General features: G+C 62.9%; 17 protein-coding genes. 7 read left to right on the top strand and 10 right to left on the bottom strand.

Features of this window, described 5'->3' with window-relative positions; genetic code table 11:
• Positions 1-80: 80 nt before the first annotated feature.
• From IE113_RS13675 to IE113_RS13685, 3 genes are read right to left on the bottom strand one after another with little or no spacing between them, the layout of a single operon-like run.
• The gene (locus IE113_RS13675; RefSeq protein ID WP_189542414.1) at positions 81-1,040 is read right to left on the bottom strand and encodes a plasmid partitioning protein RepB C-terminal domain-containing protein; all 960 of its coding nucleotides are present in this window, start codon (positions 1,038-1,040) and stop codon (positions 81-83) included.
• Entirely contained in the window at positions 1,033-1,932 is a 900-nt protein-coding gene (locus tag IE113_RS13680; protein WP_199678314.1) for a plasmid partitioning protein RepB C-terminal domain-containing protein, read from the bottom strand. The genes IE113_RS13675 and IE113_RS13680 overlap by 8 nt, the downstream gene beginning before the upstream one ends.
• Positions 1,932-3,506, bottom strand: coding sequence for a recombinase family protein (locus tag IE113_RS13685; RefSeq protein ID WP_268248116.1), 1,575 nt, complete (start codon positions 3,504-3,506; stop codon positions 1,932-1,934). Before IE113_RS13685 ends, IE113_RS13680 begins: the two co-directional genes overlap by 1 nt.
• Before the next feature lie 120 nt (positions 3,507-3,626).
• On the opposite strand from IE113_RS13685, the gene IE113_RS13690 reads away from it, so the two are divergent.
• From IE113_RS13690 to IE113_RS13700, 3 genes are all read left to right on the top strand, one after another.
• Positions 3,627-4,247 carry an HTH domain-containing protein gene (locus tag IE113_RS13690; protein WP_189542415.1) on the top strand — a complete coding sequence of 207 codons (621 nt, stop codon included), beginning with the start codon at positions 3,627-3,629 and terminating at the stop codon, positions 4,245-4,247.
• Between the two features lie 63 nt (positions 4,248-4,310).
• Positions 4,311-4,652 carry a type II toxin-antitoxin system RelE/ParE family toxin gene (locus IE113_RS13695; protein ID WP_189542416.1) on the top strand — a complete coding sequence of 114 codons (342 nt, stop codon included), beginning with the start codon at positions 4,311-4,313 and terminating at the stop codon, positions 4,650-4,652.
• Positions 4,649-4,936 carry a helix-turn-helix domain-containing protein gene (locus tag IE113_RS13700; protein ID WP_083234626.1) on the top strand — a complete coding sequence of 96 codons (288 nt, stop codon included), beginning with the start codon at positions 4,649-4,651 and terminating at the stop codon, positions 4,934-4,936. Before IE113_RS13695 ends, IE113_RS13700 begins: the two co-directional genes overlap by 4 nt.
• Before the next feature lie 167 nt (positions 4,937-5,103).
• Here IE113_RS13700 and IE113_RS13705 read toward each other — a convergent pair whose 3' ends face one another.
• Positions 5,104-6,438, bottom strand: coding sequence for a M28 family peptidase (locus IE113_RS13705; RefSeq protein ID WP_189542417.1), 1,335 nt, complete (start codon positions 6,436-6,438; stop codon positions 5,104-5,106).
• 156 nt (positions 6,439-6,594) lie between these two features.
• Between IE113_RS13705 and ettA the strand changes: the two genes are divergently transcribed.
• A complete protein-coding gene (ettA, locus tag IE113_RS13710; RefSeq protein ID WP_189542418.1) occupies positions 6,595-8,274 on the top strand; it encodes an energy-dependent translational throttle protein EttA in 1,680 nt (559 codons plus the stop codon).
• Positions 8,275-8,278: 4 nt separating this feature from the next.
• Here the strand turns inward: ettA and IE113_RS13715 are convergent, their stop codons facing one another.
• Positions 8,279-8,878: a PNPOx family protein gene (locus IE113_RS13715; RefSeq protein WP_229822485.1), complete on the bottom strand. Its 600-nt coding sequence runs from the start codon at positions 8,876-8,878 to the stop codon at positions 8,279-8,281.
• Positions 8,879-9,002: 124 nt separating this feature from the next.
• On the opposite strand from IE113_RS13715, the gene IE113_RS13720 reads away from it, so the two are divergent.
• On the top strand, positions 9,003-10,040 hold the full coding sequence (locus IE113_RS13720; protein WP_229822488.1) for an RcnB family protein: 1,038 nt from the start codon (positions 9,003-9,005) through the stop codon (positions 10,038-10,040).
• Positions 10,041-10,092: 52 nt separating this feature from the next.
• On the opposite strand, the gene IE113_RS13725 is transcribed toward IE113_RS13720, so the two are convergent.
• Positions 10,093-10,647, bottom strand: a complete 555-nt coding sequence (locus IE113_RS13725; RefSeq protein ID WP_189542419.1) for a cytochrome b — start codon at positions 10,645-10,647, stop codon at positions 10,093-10,095.
• A 112-nt stretch (positions 10,648-10,759) separates the two neighbouring features.
• Here IE113_RS13725 and IE113_RS13730 point away from each other — a divergent pair, with 112 nt between their 5' ends.
• Positions 10,760-11,440 carry a prolyl hydroxylase family protein gene (locus IE113_RS13730; protein ID WP_189542421.1) on the top strand — a complete coding sequence of 227 codons (681 nt, stop codon included), beginning with the start codon at positions 10,760-10,762 and terminating at the stop codon, positions 11,438-11,440.
• Positions 11,431-13,251, top strand: coding sequence for a DUF885 domain-containing protein (locus IE113_RS13735; protein WP_189542423.1), 1,821 nt, complete (start codon positions 11,431-11,433; stop codon positions 13,249-13,251). The genes IE113_RS13730 and IE113_RS13735 overlap by 10 nt, the downstream gene beginning before the upstream one ends.
• Positions 13,252-13,260: 9 nt before the next feature.
• Here the strand turns inward: IE113_RS13735 and IE113_RS13740 are convergent, their stop codons facing one another.
• The 4 genes from IE113_RS13740 to IE113_RS13755 form a co-directional block, all read right to left on the bottom strand.
• Positions 13,261-14,082: a Coq4 family protein gene (locus tag IE113_RS13740; RefSeq protein ID WP_189542425.1), complete on the bottom strand. Its 822-nt coding sequence runs from the start codon at positions 14,080-14,082 to the stop codon at positions 13,261-13,263.
• Between the two features lie 2 nt (positions 14,083-14,084).
• Positions 14,085-15,893, bottom strand: a complete 1,809-nt coding sequence (locus IE113_RS13745; RefSeq protein ID WP_189542426.1) for an acyclic terpene utilization AtuA family protein — start codon at positions 15,891-15,893, stop codon at positions 14,085-14,087.
• An 86-nt stretch (positions 15,894-15,979) separates the two neighbouring features.
• Positions 15,980-17,575 (bottom strand): lysine--tRNA ligase, encoded by a 1,596-nt coding sequence (locus IE113_RS13750; RefSeq protein WP_189542428.1) that lies wholly within the window; start codon positions 17,573-17,575, stop codon positions 15,980-15,982.
• Positions 17,576-17,680: 105 nt separating this feature from the next.
• A partial coding sequence (locus IE113_RS13755) for a flagellin (protein WP_268248117.1) occupies positions 17,681-17,948 on the bottom strand: 268 nt, incomplete at its 5' end.

Below are 17,948 nucleotides of genomic sequence, written 5' to 3' on the forward strand. Positions count from 1 at the left end.
CCACACCCATGCTCGATCCGCCCCACAGTGCGGCTTCTCCCATGGTCCCCGCGCTTATCGGGTCCGGGTCCCCATCACACTCAATCTTGAATTGGCAGCGTGGCTAATGCCGGCGCGATCGACTCCATTTCCGCGATCCGCTGGAACTCGCTGAGATATTCCTGGTGATGCTGAGAAAGCCACCGAACGATGAGGGCATTACTTAGGAGCTTGACTATGTATCCGCGCGCTACGGTAAGGTGCAGATTGTCGATGCCGTAGCTGTCCTCGACCGATTTCACCTGCGTCTGCAGGGCTGCGAGCTCCCGCTCCATTCGGGCGATCTGCTGGGCCGTCGGGCCATTCGCATCGGCCTTCTTATCTTTCTTCGGTTGCTTCGCGAGCTGATCGTCCGGCGTTGCGGCCAGAAGAGCTTTTGCGAACATCAGGCTGAAATTGCTCTGACCGGCCATAAGATCTGCCGCTTCGATTTGCCGCGTGGGTGACATGCGGCGCAAAACGTCGAAAGCGTTCATAGGACAGATGGTGTCTTTCAGTATCTCCGCGGCCTCGGGGCAGATTCCATCCAGTAACCGAAATTTGCGGTGTATCGACGCGACATCCAGCCCTAAAGCTTCGGCTATCACGGTCGGCGCCACCCCTCGCTCTACTGCTCGCGCGATCATGCGATGTTCCTGAAGAGGCGGCAGGCGATTTACACGCTTGTTGTAGGTGTAAGTCTCATCGTCGGTCGCCACGAGACAATCGACCGTTTCGGTGCCGAGCTCTTTGAGTGCCTCGATGCGCAAGTGCCCATCGAGCAGAAAGTACCGCCCAGAATGCTGCGTGTCAGCGATGATGACTGGCGCTTCAACCAACCCGATCGCTTTGATCGAATTTACGATTTGGGCATATTTCTTGCTCTCGCGAATACCTTCGCGGAGCGACTTCAACGGCACAATGACAGAAATCGGGACCGAAACGGTCTGGCGTTCAAAAGCCAGATGAACGTCTGGATCGTCAGAAGCTTCGATAACGTGTTGAGGGAGCCAGTCAGCCATCGAGGCCTCCCGCGATCTTGATAGCAAGCGCCCGGGGCATGGTTTCCAGACCCTCAGCCCTTAGTAAGGTGGTAAACCCCTCGTCGCTGAGGAGATCTTTGATAGCCTCGACAACGAAAAGAAGGCGGGTCTGGGTGAAGTCAGATTTCTTCACGAGCAGGCGCTGTTTCTCGGCTTCGCGTTGATAGACCTGCAGCAGGTCGTTTGCCGTTATGCGGCGGTTGCCACCGCGCGAACCGGATCGGCCTGAATGAATTCCTTTATTCCTGCTCCGCAGGCGCCGATCAAGCAAGCGACGGACAGATGCGAGCTTTTTGCCTTTCAGTTTCCCCGACTCATAGGCTTCGAGCAGAAGGTTCTGAGCCTCTTCTGTTTCAGCCTTTGCCACCTCCATGGCCATTGTTATCGGTATAAGACCCGTTTCGACTGCCGATAAAAGTCGATCCTCGCCGCGCTCGAGCAGCGATACGACCATGCTGACCCAAGAGTTATGGACACCTATCTTCCTGGCAATATCTGTCTCGCTGTAGCCACGTTTCCGGAGTTCGCCGATTTCGCGCATCACATCGATCGGTCGTTGCACCCGTCGTGCAATATTCTCGACCAGGCTCATGACGAGACATTCGTCCTCTGCCGCCTCGATCACGACGGCGGGGATTTCCTCCTGTCCGAGCATCTGAAACGCCTCAAGGCGCCCTTGCCCGCAAACCAAGTCGTATCTTGGCCCGCCCGGCCCCTGCCGCAAGCTGACTGTGATCGGCCGTTTCAAGCCGATTGCCTCGATATTGTTCACGATCTCACGGTGCTGCCGCTTGTTGCGGGAACGGGGGTTGAGCACGTTGATCCGTGAAATCGGAACCATCTCGATCTGTTGCGAGCCCATTTCGGTCATCAGGCAGCCTCCGCAATGCTGACTGGGGCGGCAATTTCATAGAGGTAGTCCAGGGTGTCGAAACGATAGGCGTCGAGGCTCAGGCCATTGTCTTCGGCCATCCTTAGCCGCTCGGAGGTTACGTCGATCCGCGGGAACAGGTAGAAATCGAGCGGCGCCCTGTTGTCTATGTCCATACGCACCACGATAGTGATGTCTGACATGGCTGATGTGTCGAAGCGCATCTTCCAGCGCAGCAGGCCCGTTGGCGTGACTAGGCATCGGACTATAACGATCGACAGGCTGAACTCGCCATTGACGATGACGCTGTCGGAAGTGAGATCCTGCCAGGCATCGCTGCCCTGCCCTCGCAGCCCGTCCAGTACCTGCCTGAGAACATCGGGATGCATCTGGCGCAGGGTTCGATTGATCGCGACGTACCGGTAGTCCCGGTCTGGAGTGAACCCCACCAGGCTATAGGCTCTCAGCAGGCTGCCGAAACGGGAGCTATAGGCACTGCTTGAGGGCAAACCATCGCACTCGTCGATGACGATCCCCGAGAGCAGGCCTTTGCTGGCATAGAGCCCGCGCAAGGCTTCCAGCATTTCATCATCTGACAGTCGGAACGAACGCGCCGCAATGATCGAATGGGCAGCTTCAAACAGATCCCGCTCTACGATGCCCTCGAACGCACCCTGAGACCGAATCCACATCTCGGGCGCATTCTGTACGCGCTTCTTCTTCAGTTTGAACGAGCGGCGGTTCCAAACGTTGTCGCCGACATATTTCTCATTGATCAGAAGCTGGTGAACGGTACCGCGGGTCCATGGGCGGTCGAGGTCGGTCAGGATTCCCCTGGCGTTGAGGTCTTCCGCGATCTCGCGCTCACTGCGGCCTCCATGCACGAAGGCGTGATAGATCTGACGAACAGTATCTGTTTCCTCTTCTGGGCCCGGCGTCAAAATAACCCGGTCGGTTTGGATGCTCTTGTGCTCGCCGCGCCCCAAAACGCCTTTGATTGCTCCACTCTCGTCGATCAGGGTTCGGCGAAGTCCAAAGCCCGCAGGGCCACCCTGGCGGTAGCCTTTCTCGATCAGCCTGCCCTGCCCAGCGAACACCTTGGTTGAGAGCTCTCGGCTATATTCCCCTGCCATGGCGCGCTTGACGCCTTTGACGATAGTCGAAACCGGACTGCCATCGTTCTCGAATTGCTCCGCGCAGTACTGGACTGCGATCCCAGCGCGCTTGCAGATGTACTCGTAGTAAGCACTTTCATCAGCGTCCTGGAAACGTCCCCAGCGGCTAATGTCGTAAACGAGGATCATGGTGTAGTCGGCTGAGCCAGACTGAACATCATCGATGAGTTGCTTGAGGGCGTCGCGCCCTTCGATCTTCAGGCCGCTCTTACCCGCATCCGCATAGGTGCGAACAATGTCGATGCCCCGCGCAGTGGCGTAGTGGCGGATCGCATCTGCCTGGTTCTCTGTCGAGTATTTCTGGTGGTCTGTGGACATACGAACATATTCAGCCGCCCTTACATTGCGCCCTGTTTGTTCAGGGCGCTTCCCCCCGTCCTCGTAGTGCCAGTCGCTCAACTCACGCCCTTTCAAATTCAGCCGCCGCAGCAGTCCAGGGCGTCCAACAGCTGCAGTCCGATCAGCGCCTCTGCCTACCGTTCCGCACACACGCGAATGTAACGGGGGAAAGGACGGAGGATGTTGCCGAAAAAGGGCAAGATGTTGCACCTGTGGGTGGGGCTGGCGAAGTCGCCTAAGGACTATGCCGAGTTGATCGCGGACGCTTTGAAAGAGGAGCATGGCGACACGCATCGATCAGTCAAAACGATCATGCGCTGGACCAACGCAAGTGAGCGCAGCGTCAAGAATTGGCTGAGCGGCGAATCCGGACCAAGCGGATATTTCTTGATGAGACTTTTCGCAAAATCAGCGGCCGTCCAGGCACTGGTTTTGGAGCTGATTACCGATGCGAGCGTCCAGCCGCCAACGCCGCAAGTGGCCACCAGGATTGATCTTGGGACCGATGATCGACCCGGCACAGAGGTCGAAACCGGCGCTGATTATGGTGACATTATTGGTGACATTTATGGTGACATCGATGTCACCATAAATTGTCCCGGGTCCGCCGGACTTAACCCGAGACAGGAATGGTTTCTGGAGCGAGTCGCACGAAATGAGAAATGCACCGCCGAGGACCTCGCCAACCATTGGGAGGTCACGCTGAGAACCGCGAAACGTGACATAGGGGTGTTGCGGGACAACGGTAGGATCATCTTTGTCGGATCGCGTCGCCTGGGATGCTATGTAATGCTGGAATGAGGTGACAGCGCGTCCAACCATACGTCATTGACTTATGGGCCATTGACGTATAAATAAGGGCTCATGACCACTTTACAGACCGTCGTGGAGCTGCCCGAGTTCCTTCGACGGGCGAAGGCCATCATGACCGAGGCAGAACGCCTCGGTCTTGTGAACTATATCGCGGCAAACCCGAATGCGGGAGTGTCTTTGGGCGGTGGCCTACGCAAGGTAAGGATCCCCCGCGAAGGCGGTGGCAAGAGCGGCGGATACCGGACCATCTACGTTTTTGGCGGCACGCACATGCCCATATTTCTGGTCACAGTGTTCGCCAAAAACGAGAAAGACAATTTGACCAAGGCCGAACAGGCAGCAGCGATCCAGCTAAGCAAGATCCTAGTCGATACCTATGGAGGCAGCCAATGAACGCACATGACAGCATTATGCAGGGTCTTAATGAGGCTCTTGCCTTTACCCAAGGCCAGCATGTCGGCTCGAATGTCCATCACGTCGAGGTGCCTGCCGTCGATGTCGCCGCCATCAGAGCGAGAACAGGGCTGTCGCAAGGCGCATTCGCCCGGAGCATTGGTGTAGCCAAGGGCACATTGCTGAATTGGGAGCATGGCCGACGTCGCCCGACTGGCCCGGCCCAGGTGCTGCTAGCCATGATTGAGAAGAAGCCATCGTTGGTAGCAGAACTACTGCGTTAGGGCCGGCCAGTCAGGGCAACAGAACCTTCTCATTGCCTGCACTAACACGGGCATGCCTATTTCTTGGCTACAACCCAGACGGTTAATTTTATTACACCATTGTTATTATTGATATTTTTACTGGAGACAGTTCGCTATCGGGCTGCTATCCACGACCACGTTTTCCGTCAGTTTCCGCCAAGCGGCCCCGCCTCGTTGGCGACGATCTTCAGCACGGTGGTCCAGGCCTGGACGTTCTGTTCCAGTTGCGCCGGATCGATCTTGTCGAGCGTGTCGTCAGGCGTGTGGTGCAGGTCGAAATAGCGGGTGCCGTCCTGGTCGAGATCAACCACGGCCAGCTTTTGCTTGGCGATGATTGCGGTCACGTCGGCGCCGCCGGTGGCCTTTTCGGTGCCGCGGTGGATGCCCAGTGGCGCCAGCGCGGCGGCGATGCGGTCAGCCAGGGGAGCGCTGGCTGGGGCGAAGTTGAACTGGACCCGCCAGACCCGGTCTGCACCGAAATCGCTTTCCATCGCTAGCGCGTGCGGTTCTTTTGCGTGGGCTTCGCCATAGGCTTGCCCGCCGAAAATGCCCACTTCCTCGGCCCCGGCCCACAGCACACGGATCGTCCGCAGCGGCTTGCCACCCGCCTGCGCGCGCAGTGCCGCGTCCGTTATGATCCCGCAGCCCGCCGCATCGTCGAACGCGCCGGTCCCCAGGTCCCAGCTGTCGAGATGGCAGGCCACCAGGATCGGCGGCAGCGCGGGATCGCGGCCCGGCAGCTCCGCGATCACGTTGCCGGAAGGAAGCGCTCCGACCGGCTTGCCCTCCAGCACCAGATTGACCTGCATCGGCTTGCCGGTGCGGGCAATCCGGGCGATCAGATCGGCATCGGGATTGGACACCGCGCCCGCCGGCACGGCCGTGACGCCGGCCGTCCAGCCGGTGCCGCCGGTGTGCGGATTGCGATGCCGGTCCGTGCCGATCGAGCGGATCACCACGCCTGCTGCGCCCTTGCTGGCAGCGAGTGCCGGGCCGGCGCGGCGGACCTGACCGTATGGGCCATAGGACGAACCATCCTGCGTCGCCTGCATGGCATGATCGATGAACGCCACCTTGCCTTTCAGCGAACCATCCGGCGCCGCGCGCAAGGCATCGAGCGTGGGGAAATAGACCAGCGGCGCGGTCAGGCCGCCTGCCGGGGTCGGGGCGCTGTTGCCCAGCGCGGTGATCGCCAGCTGGTGCGGATAGGGTGCGGTCATTCGCGCGGCTTCGGCCCCGCGCACCCACCCCGGAATGGTGAAGGGTTCGACCCGCACATTGGCCAGCCCCAGCGCCTTGAGCCGGGCGACCGCCCAGTCCCGCGCCGCGGCTTCGCGGTCGGTCCCGGCAAGGCGCGCGCCGACTTCGGTGGTCAGGTCAGCCGTGATCGTCCAGGCGACGGATTCGGCGGACGCATTGGCCTGGGCAGTGGTCGCCAGCAGGGCGGCGGAAAGGGCGAGCATGGTCTTGAGCTTGGTCATGGCGCGCTTGCTATCGTTCTGGCCGCCCCTTGCCAATCCCGGCAGACATCCCATCTCGTGCCCAACCCCGATCCGCCAAGCTTGCTCCGCCCGCCCCTGACCTGTAGAGGGCCCGGCAAACCCGCCTTGCCATTCGCATTTTTTCCAGAGGAACCCATGGCCGCCCAATACGCCTATGTCATGAAGGGCATGACCAAGACCTTCCCCGGCGCGCCCAAGCCGGTGCTGAACAACATCAACCTGCAGTTCTACCAGGGTGCCAAGATCGGCATCGTCGGCCCGAACGGCGTCGGCAAGTCCACCCTGATCAAGATCATGGCCGGCATCGACACCGATTTCACGGGCGAAGCCTGGCCGGGTGAGAACATCACCGTCGGCTATCTGGAACAGGAGCCCGAACTGGACACCAGCAAGACCGTGCTGGAAAACGTCAAAGACGGCGCGCGCGCCACGGCCGACCTGGTCGATCGCTTCAACGAGATTTCGAACATCATGGCCGATCCGCCGGAAGACGCGGACTTCGACGCCCTGATGGAGGAAATGGGCACCCTGCAGGAAAAGATCGACGCGGTGGACGGCTGGACACTCGACAACCAGCTGGAAATCGCGATGGAAGCGCTGCGCTGCCCGCCGGGCGACTGGGCGGTGGACAACCTGTCGGGCGGTGAAAAGCGCCGCATCGCGCTGACCCGCCTGCTGATCCAGAAGCCGGACATCCTGCTGCTCGACGAACCGACCAACCACCTTGACGCCGAATCCGTCGAGTGGCTGGAAAACCACCTGAAGGAATACGCGGGCGCGGTGCTGATGATCACCCACGACCGCTACTTCCTGGACAACGTGGTGGGCTGGATCCTCGAACTCGACCGGGGCAAGTACTTCCCGTACGAGGGCAACTATTCGACCTACCTGGAAAAGAAGGCCAAGCGCCTTGAGCAGGAAGACCGCGAGGAATCCGGCCGCCAGAAGGCGATCAAGGAGGAACTCGAATGGATCCGGCAGGGCCCCAAGGGCCGCCAGACCAAGTCAAAGGCGCGTATTTCCAAGTTCGAGCAGCTGGTCGCCAGCCAGGAAAACCGCACCCCCGGCAAGGCCCAGATCGTCATCCAGGTGCCAGAGCGCCTGGGCGGCAAGGTGATCGAGGCCAAGGGCATTTCCAAGGCCTATGGCGACAAGCTGCTGTTCGAGGATCTGTCGTTCATCCTGCCGCCGGGCGGCATCGTTGGCGTGATCGGGCCGAACGGCGCGGGTAAGTCCACGCTGTTCAAGCTCATCACCGGACAGGAACAGCCCGATACCGGCACGATCGAAATCGGCAGCACGGTGCGGCTTGGTTATGTCGACCAGAGCCGCGATGCGCTGAACCCGGCCAACAACGTCTGGGAGGAAATCTCGGGCGGGCATGACTACATGAAGGTCAACGGCCACGACACCAGCACGCGAGCCTATGTCGGCGCGTTCAACTTCAAGGGCCAGGACCAGCAGAAGAACGTCGGCAAGCTGTCAGGCGGTGAACGCAACCGCGTCCACATGGCCAAGATGCTCAAGGAGGGCGGCAACGTCCTGCTGCTCGACGAACCGACCAACGACCTCGACGTCGAAACGCTGGCCGCGCTGGAAGACGCGATCGAGAACTTCGCGGGCTGCGCCGTGGTCATCTCGCACGACCGCTTCTTCCTTGACCGTCTGGCCACGCACATCCTCGCCTTCGAAGGCAACAGCCACGTCGAATGGTTCGAAGGCAACTTCGCGATGTACGAAGAAGACAAGCGCCGCCGCCTGGGCGATGCGGCGGATCGTCCGACCCGCCTGGCGTACAAGAAACTGACGCGCTGACCGGTCAGGGGACCACCCAGGTCCCCTGCCAAGGCTGCCCGGCATCGCCGCGCGAGAATTTCGCGCGGCGATGTCCGTTGTGGGCCAGGTAAAGCCAGTCGAGCTCGGTCAGCGTGATCAGCAGCACCGCGAAGTTCGCCCGTGCAGCCAGCAGCTGCTCCTCGGTCGGACGAATGCCCTCCAGCTCAGGCGGCAGCCCCGATAGCGGCTGGTCCGCTTCGCTCCCCGGTCCGGCGCTGGTCAGATAGCACCGCCGCGCAAAGGCCGTCGCCGCAGTCCAGGCCGCATCAGCAACCGGCCCCTCGCGCTCGATCCGGCCCTGCCCGCGCGCACGGATCTGCACTTTCGCAGCAGGATCATAGGCCAGCATCGCGATTTCAGGACGCTGTTCGATCAGGGCCACCTTGGGACTGCGGGCATCGGTGTGCAACCGCAGCGCCGCAAGGTGGGGATCGCATGCTCGCAGCACCATGATCCGCAGGTCACCATCCGCCGTGCCGATCACCGGCGTGTGCATCGGCGATTTGCGGTCGCACGCGGCGGCGCTCAGCCGGGAGGATACATCCAGCAGCACATCATGCAGACCGACGGCGATTTCATTCATCATAACTGCTACAAACCTGAACAGAAACCTTACCAAATCATTCACCGTGGCGACAGCGCGAATCGGGTAGCGATGGCCCATGGTCGCCGCCGGTGGTGCGGCGCGATGGGATGGAGATACGGCCATGGCCGTCAAGACTCTTGGTAAGTTCGGCCGGATTTCAACCCTGGCTATGGCGTTTGCCGCATTGACCCTTCCGGGCCTGGCGGCAGCCCAGGAAGATGGCCGCGGTGGCCCTGGCTGGCGGCGCGGCGATGCCGAGGCGCGCGGCAACATCGGCGGCAGCTATCAGCCGCCGCAGCGCTCGGCCCCGGCCGAACGCCCCAGCGGCGGCGAAGGCTGGTCGCGTCCGATGGCCCGCAGTGCTCCCGTAGCCGCCCCCACTCCGATCAGCGCGCCGCCCCCCAGCATGGGTGAGCGCCGAGGCGGCGATGACACCGCGCGTAGCTGGCGCGGACGGGGTGACGGCGGCGCTGGTTCTGGCTGGAATGGAGGCGGGCGCGGCAACTGGCGGGATAACGGTGCCGCCACGGCCAGTGTCCCCGTGCCCGCGCCGCAGCCCGCTGCGCGCGCTGCTCCAGGCGGCAACTGGGGCCGGACCACGAGTGCCACCAGCGGCTCTTATGGCAATGACGATCGGCGTGAACGCCGCGCCGAGCGCAGCGGGCGCGATGACCGCCGCGAAGGCTGGCGCAGCGACGAGCGCCGCACCGGTGCCGATGTCTGGCGCAACGATACGCGCCGCGATGATCGGCGCGACAACTGGCGGGATAATGATCGCCGCCGCGATGACAGCCGCTATCGCAGCGGCAGCTGGAACCGCGACCGCTATGCCTATGGCCACGACTACCGCCGGTGGGACAACCGTTGGCGCGATAACAGTCGCTACAACTGGTCTTCCTACCGCCGGGCGCATCCGTCGGTCTATCGGCTGGGGTCGTACTATTCGCCGTATCGCAACTATTCCTACCGGCGGCTGAGCATCGGCTTCTTCCTCGACAGCCTGTTCTTCAGCAGCCGCTACTGGATCAACGATCCGTGGCAGTATCGCCTGCCCGACGTCTATGGCCCGTACCGCTGGATCCGGTATTATGACGATGCCTTGCTGGTGAATATCTATTCCGGCGAAGTCGTCGACGTGATCCACGACTTCTTCTGGTAGGTTCCGCAAAGATCAGGGCCCGCTTCGTTTCCGAAGCAGGCCCTGATCCGTATCACTTCATCCAGGGGACCATGCGCCGCATCGTTCCGTCCTTGTCGAGCAGGTGATGTTTCAGCGCCGCCGCCACGTGCAACACGAACAACAGCAGCATCGCACCGGCAAACACCTCGTGCAGTTCATGGAACAGGCCGGTCGTCGCCTTGTCGCTACCCACGGGCAAGGCAGGTATATTGAACAGTCTCAGGAAGCTGACCGGCTTGCCCTGGCTGAACGCGGAATGCAGCCCCCAGCCAGCCATCGGCACCGCCAGCATCAGGAAATAGAACAAGGCGTGCGTCACTTTCGCCAGCGCAGCCTCCCACGCTTTGAGCGTTTCCTCCAGCGGGGGCGGCGTATGCGTCAGCCGCCAGATGATGCGCAGCACGGTCAGCCCCAGGATCAGCATCCCGAACGCCTTGTGATAGCCCATCAGCTCCATCTTTTCGGGCCGCGGCATGTCTTCCGACACCCAGGCGCCAACGAAGTTACCCATGATCAGCAGGGCGATGATCCAGTGAAGGGCGATGGCCCCGCGCGAATAGCGGGCCTGTGCGTCAATGGTGCTCATGCCAATCAAGCTGCCGTATTCCGCTACGGCACGCAAGGTTCTTGTCAGCGCGGCTCCAGTTCAGGTCCAGCTTTCGCTTGCCCTGCGCGGCAGGGCGGATAGTGCTTTGGCCATGAGCCTGTATCAGTACCCTCCCTGCCCGAACCCGGACAAGGTTGCGCTGCTGCGCGTGGGCGCGCATGTCCGCCGGCGCTTGTCGGCCGATCCGCTTGCGGAAAAAGTGCCGGTCGAAACCGCCGAAATCTGGGCCATCCCCGAATTCGTCAGCCCCGCCGAATGCGAGCAACTGATCGCCATGGTGGACCGCACCGCGCGCCCGTCCGACACGCTGGACCACGGGTATGAAGGCGTGTGGCGCACCAGCTATTCCGGCGATGTCGACCGTGACGACAGCTTCGTGAAAATGATCGAGCGGCGGATCGACGACCTGTTGGGGATTCCCCACGAGAACGGGGAAACGATGCAGGGCCAGCGCTATGAGCCGGGGCAGGAATTCAAGCCGCACATGGACTGGTTCTGGACCAAGGCCCCATACTGGAAGGTCGAGGCGAAGCGCGGCGGGCAGCGCTGCATTACCGCGATGATCTACCTCAACGACGTCGAGGAAGGCGGACAGACCGAATTCCCCAACATCGGCGTGTCGATCCCGCCCCAGCGCGGGGCGCTGATCGTATGGAACAACGCCGCGCCTGACGGTTCGCTCAACCAGGATACGATCCACGCTGGAACGCCGGTGATCCGGGGAGTGAAATACATCATCACCAAGTGGTATCGCGTGCGCAAATGGGGCTGATCCGCAACGCCCTGCATGCGGTCCTGCTGCCGGCGCTGCTGGCGCTGCACCCGCAAGTCGCGATCGCCCGCGCGCCGACGCAGAGCGCCGCGCTGGCGGAAGTCGAAGACGGGCGCCTACTGGCGGTCATGCGCGATGACAGCCGCCGGACGATGGCGGTCGACCCGCTCGGCGCGCTGTTTCACGGCGGGGAGGTCAGCGGTGATGAACTGGCGCAAGTCTTCACCGACACGCAATTGCGCGCGGCGCGCAAGTCTGGCCAGTTGACGCTTGCGGCCCTCGCCCGGATCAACCGCGCCGCACTCAGCCCCGAACGGAAGATATCCTATGACGCGTTCCTGGCCGCCAAGCGCGAGGAACAGGACTGGCTGCGGCCTGACCTGATCGCGCTCACGGCAGTCCGCCCGCTGGAACACTTCGGCGGGCTGCACATGGAGTTTCCGGCCCTGCTGGCCCGCGGCGGGGCGATCCCGTTCGAAAGCGAGGCCGACTATCGCCGCAACCTGGGGCTCAACCGGGCGTTTGCGACCGTGCTGGACAACGCCGTGCTGCGGTTCCGGCAGGGGCTGGACAGCAGTGTGGTCGATACCCGGCTGACCGTGCGCAACATGATCGCGCAGATCGATACCCTGCTGGCCCACCCGCCAGAGGAATCGCCGTTCTACGCCCCGGTCACCAGCTTTCCCGATACCGTCCCGGCCAGCCGCCGCGCAGCCCTGCGCAGCGCCTATGCCGCGACGATCCGGAGCGACCTGTATCCCGCCTATCGCCGGCTGCGCGATTTCCTGAACGATGAGTACCTGCCCGCCGCCCGCGACAGCGTGGGGCTGAGCAGCATGAAGGGCGGCGATGCGCTCTATCGCAAGTTGATCGAGCGCGAGACGACGCTGAAGCTGGAGCCGGAGCGCGTCCACCAGCTGGGGCTAAGCGAAGTCAAGCGAATCCAGCGCGAGATGGACGCCGTGCGGGACAGGCTGGGCTATCCGGGCGATCTCAAGGCCTTTTTCGAGCACATCCGCACCGATCCGCGCTTTCACCCCACCAGCGAGGAGGAACTGGCGCGCGGCTATGCCGAAGTCGCGCGCAAGGTGGAGGCGCTTGCCCCGCGCTATTTCCACCGCCTGCCGCGCACCCCGCTGGTGATCCAGCCCTATCCCGCCTACCGCGCGCAGTACGAGGCGGGCGGCAGCTATACCCAGGGCAGTGCCGATGGGCGGCGGCCGGGGATCTTCTGGTACAACACCCACGATCTGCCCAGCCGGTTCCTGAGCGGGGTGACCACGCTGTACCTGCACGAGGGCGCGCCAGGCCATCACTTCCAGATCAGCCGCGCGCAGGAGGACACCTCGCTGCCCGATCTCCAGCGGTTTGGCGGCAACGATGCCTATGTTGAAGGCTGGGCGCTCTATGCCGAAACGCTGGGTTTCGCGATGGGGCTGTATGACGATCCGCTACAGCACTGGGGCACGCTGGACGATGAAATGCTGCGCGCGATGCGACTGGTGGTCGATACCGGCATCCACGCCAAGGGGTGGAGCCGCGAACAGGCGATCGAATACATGCTGGCCAATTCCGGCATGGGCCGCACCGACGCGACGGCCGAAGTCGAGCGCTATATCGCCTGGCCCGCACAGGCGCTGTCCTACAAGATCGGCGCGCTGACGATCCAGAACCTGCGCAGCGAAGCCGAAACCGCGCTGGGGCCGCGCTTCGACATCCGCGATTTCCACGAACAGGTGCTGGGCAGCGGTGCCCTGCCCCTGCCAATCCTTGAGGCCAAAGTGCGCGGCTGGATCGCCCGCCAGCGCTAGGTGCAGCGCCTAGCTGTATTCGGTCCAGGCGAGCGACGCCGCCGCGCTGTCCACTTCGGTCACGCCCCGGATGCCCAGCGCCGCGCGCGCCTCAGGGATCGGCAGGTGGAACACGTCCTCGTACTTCGCCATGAAATAGGGGCCGGACTGTTCGCCCACATCCATCCCGGCGCGCATTGCTTCCAGCACTTTGGGGAACGACTGGTGGTAATGCAGCCCGGTCCGCGTCACCAGCCGCAGCGCACCCAGCAACTGGCCGACGTTGATCAGCTGCACCAGCTCAGGATCAAGGAAACGCGGCACGTTGCTCAGCCGGCCCCAATAGGGAACCAGCTCACCGATGATGTCGAACCCGCCGCCGCAGACGATGTGTTCCAGATCGTGCGTCTGGCCGCTGCGCAGCGAATAATACTGGAACTGGCTCTTGGGTTCGAACCGGGGGACAATGTCGATCTCGAACCCGTTGTCCTTCAGATAGCGGCCGAACGTGTAACCCAGCGATCCCTCGGGATAATCCAGCAATTCGGCAATCGTGAAGCTGGAGGAGAAGCCCGCGTTGAACCACGCGTCCAGTTCCGGCCAGCGCTTGCGCTCCTGCGTGAACAGTTCCTCGATCCGGTCTAGTGGCAGGACTTCGAACAGGATCGGATAGAGCGCATGGGTATCGGCAGAGGTCGGCCGGTCCTTGCCGCTCTTTCGCAGGAACTGGGTCGCCACCCAATCGCGCAGGCGCGGATCGTTGAGGTAGGGCGAGGAACTGACCAGCACCGAGCTGACTGTTTCCACGTTGCGGATCCCGCGTGCGAGATAGGGAACGTCTGCATCGGCCATTGTCATTCTCCCAGTTGCGCGGCGAGTGCAGCAGGCACCGGCACCGGAATTTCCAGCAGCAGCTGTGCCATAGATTTCGCCGCCGCATCCAGCCGCGGCGACACGTTGATCCCCCCGCCTTGCGCATCGTGCACCACGAAGTTCAGCGCATGAATGCCCGAAACGTCGAACCGTTCAACCCGGCCCGTGGCGGGATCATCGAACAAGTGGCGATACCAGTCCGCCACGACCTGCTCGCTCAATGCCGCGCGCAGGTACGGCAGGTATTCCGCCTTGCGCGCGATCACGGCCACGTTGAACAGCCGCCCCTTGTCCCCGCTGCGCGCCCAGGCCAGCCGGATCAGCGGAACCGCAACGGTGCCGGGTGCAGCCGGAGCGGCGGGAACCGGTGCGCGGACAATCGCGGCGGGATCGAACCCACCCTGCGGCGGCGCAGTGAACGGCACTTCCGCGCCGTCCAGCCGCACCACGGCCTGCGCCCGGTCCCGCCCGATCAGGCAGAACGCCATGTCGGTCAGCGGGAAAGCGCGCGGCGCGGCGATGATCGGCGCGATCGAGGTGCCCTGCGCCATATTCATGATTGCCGTGGTCTGTTCGCGCCCGAACTGCATGGCCGCGCCCATATCGGCATGATCGACCACGATCTTCAGCAGCACCTCGCGCGGGGCAAGAGCCTGACGGCGCGGGCCGTATGCGGTTTCGGTGCCGATCACCTCCACATGGGTCAGCGAGAAGTCGGGCAGGCCGCGCGCAGCAAGCAACCGCGAACAGCGCCGCAGCAGCGCCTCGGCCTGCCGCTCCGCCTTGGCAACGGCGTCGATCCCCGTCACCGGGATCAGCGCAACCGAGCGCCAGCCCGCATCGAACGTTGCGCAGGCCTTCAGGCTGTCGGTCGCCGGATAGCCTTTTGCGCCCGCCACCCGCACCCGGTTCGGCCCGACCTGTTCCAGCGTGATCCCGCTGAAATCGCAGACCACGTCCGGCACGATGTAGGCTTGCGGATCGCTGACCTCGTAGAGCAGTTGCTCCGCCACGGTGCCGATGGAGACCAGGGCGCCCGTGCCGTCCGGCACGGTGATGACAACCGTCCCGTCCGCATGGCACTCGCCCACCGGAAAGCCGATTTCCGCCCAGTCGGGGACGTCCTGCCAATCGGTGAAGGTGCCGCCCGAAACCTGCGCGCCGCATTCCAGCAAGTGGCCGGCGACCGTGCCGCCCGCCAGCAGATCATGGTCATCCGGTCCCCAGCCGAACTCATGGATCAGCGGCCCCAGGATCAGCGAACTGTCTGCCACCCGCCCGGTGATGACAATGTCCGCCCCGGCATCCAGCGCCGCCGCAATCGGAAATGCGCCCAGATAGGCGTGAAAACTGCCGGGCCGCTCTGGCAATTCGGCACTGTTGAACATGTCGCGCACGCCCTCGGCGCGCAGCGTTTCGGTCAGTGGCAGAATATCATCGCCCGAAACCGTCGCCACTTTCAGCGCAAGCCCCTGCTCTGCGCCGCGCGCGCGGATCAGCGCCGCCAGCCCTTCCGGGTTGAGGCCGCCCGCGTTGGCCACCACCTTGATCCCGCGCGCTTTCAGCTCTGCCAGATAGGGGCCGATATGCAGATCGACGAAGTCAGGCAGGAAGCCGGACGCCGGGTCCATCTGCTTCAGGCGCGCAAAGATGCCCATCGCCCCTTCGCCAAGATAATCGAATGCCAGATAGTTGAGGCCAGGCACGCGCAGCAACTGCGGCACCGCGATCACGCTGTCGTTCAGCGCGCCGCTGGCTCCGCCGATCCGCACCACTTTTCCGGATGCCATGTATTATCCTCTCGCCCGGCCCTGTTCCGGCACACGGTTGGTCCGTGGCCGTCGGCCAAAGCGAGAGGCTAACGCTCAACCTTCGATCAGGCGAGAGCCTCTGCGATAAGTTGTCGCGTATTGTTCAGGCCATAGAGCGCGATGAAGCTGCCCATGCGCGGACCCTGGCTGGAACCGAGCAGGGTCTCGTACAGGCACTTGAACCAGTCACGCAGCTGCTCGAACCCGTAATGCGGATCCTTGCCGATTTCATAGACGATGTTCTGAAGCTCTTCCGCGGTGGCATCGTCCGACGTTGCCGCCAGTTCCTCGTCCAGCGCGGCCAGCGCCAGCGCCTCGTTCGGCTCCGGCTTGCGGCGCTTCAGCGTGGGCGCAATGAAATCGCGGTTGTAGGCCAGCGCACAGCCAACCAGCGTATCGAGCGCGGGATGCGCCGCCGGATCGGCGTTCTCGACATAGTTGCCAAGGTACGACCAGACCTGCGCATGGGTCGCGTGCGGACCCAGCACGCCGACCAGATTGAGCAACAGGCCATAAGTCACGGGCAACTTCTCTCCGTCCCCGCCGTTGTAGCCATTGGCGCGCAGCAGGTGCCACACCGGGTTCCCCAGCTGCTGCTCGATCGGCTGGCTGACCAGCTTTTCGCGGAACTGCCAGTATTCATCGACCGCGCGCGGCACGACGCCGACGTGCAATTGCTTGGCGCTCTTGGGTTCACGGAACAGGTAGAAGCCCAGGCTTTCCTCGCTGCCATAGGTCAGCCACTGCTCGATGGTCAGGCCGTTACCCTTGGACTTGGAAATCTTTTCGCCATTCTCATCCAGGAACAGCTCATAGATCAGCCCTTCAGGGCGACGGCCGCCCAGCACTTGCGCGATCTTGCCGCTTTGGGTGACGCTGTCGGTCAGGTCCTTGCCGCACATTTCATAGTCAACGCCCAGCGCGACCCAGCGCATCGCCCAGTCGACCTTCCATTGCAGCTTCGACCGGCCGCCCAGGATCGACTGCTCGACCACCGTGCCATCGCTGTCGGTGAAGCGAACCAGCCCCGCATCGGCGTCGATCACTTCGACCGGCACCTGCAGCACCACGCCGGTCGTCGGGCTGACCGGCAGGACCGGCGAATAAGTCTTGCGGCGTTCCTCGCGCAGGGTGGGCAGCATCACGCCCATGATCGCGTCGAAATGGCGCAAAACGTTCCGCAGCGCGTCGTCGAACGCGCCGGAATTGTACCGGTCCGAGGCCGAGACGAATTCATAATCGAACCCGAACCGGTCGAGGAATTCGCGCAACATCGCGTTGTTGTGGTGGGCAAAGCTTTCATGCGTGCCGAACGGATCGGGAATGCGGGTCAGCGGCTTGCCCAGATTGGCTTCCAGCACAGCCTTGTTCTCGATGTTGTCGGGAACCTTGCGCAGCCCGTCCATATCGTCCGAGAACGCCAACAGCCGGGTCGGCGCACCGCCGGTCAGCACTTCATAGGCACGGCGCACCAGCGTCGTGCGCAGCACTTCCTGGAACGTGCCGATATGCGGCAGACCCGACGGGCCATAACCGGTTTCGAACAGCATCGGCGCGCCATCCGGTTTGCCGTCCGGATACCGCTTCAGCAGCTTGCGGGCCTCTTCGAACGGCCAAGCCTTGGAAACCTGTGCGGCAGTATGGAGATCGGTATCGGTCATGCCCCGGCCTTTTGCGGAGATGCGCCGTTTTCGCAAGCAAAAGCACAAGTGCCGCCCTGCCCGCAGGCAGGACGGCACTCGGCGCCCAAGGAGAAACAGATTGGTTTAGCGCAGCAGCGACAGGACGTTCTGCTGGCTCTGGTTGGCCTGGCTGAGCATCGCGGTCGAGGCCTGGCTAAGGATCTGGGCCTTGGCCATCGCGGTGGTTTCAGCCGAATAGTCCGCGTCCTCGATCCGCGAACGGGCGTCGGACAGGTTGGTGACATTGCCGGTCAAGTTGTTGATCGCCGATTCGAGGCGGTTCTGCCCGGCACCCAGCCCGGCGCGGGCGGCGTTCACATCCGCCAGGGCAAGGTCGACGTTGTCCATCGTC

The sequence above is a fragment of the Novosphingobium arvoryzae genome (assembly GCF_014652615.1).
Classification (GTDB): Bacteria; Pseudomonadota; Alphaproteobacteria; order Sphingomonadales; family Sphingomonadaceae; genus Novosphingobium; species Novosphingobium arvoryzae.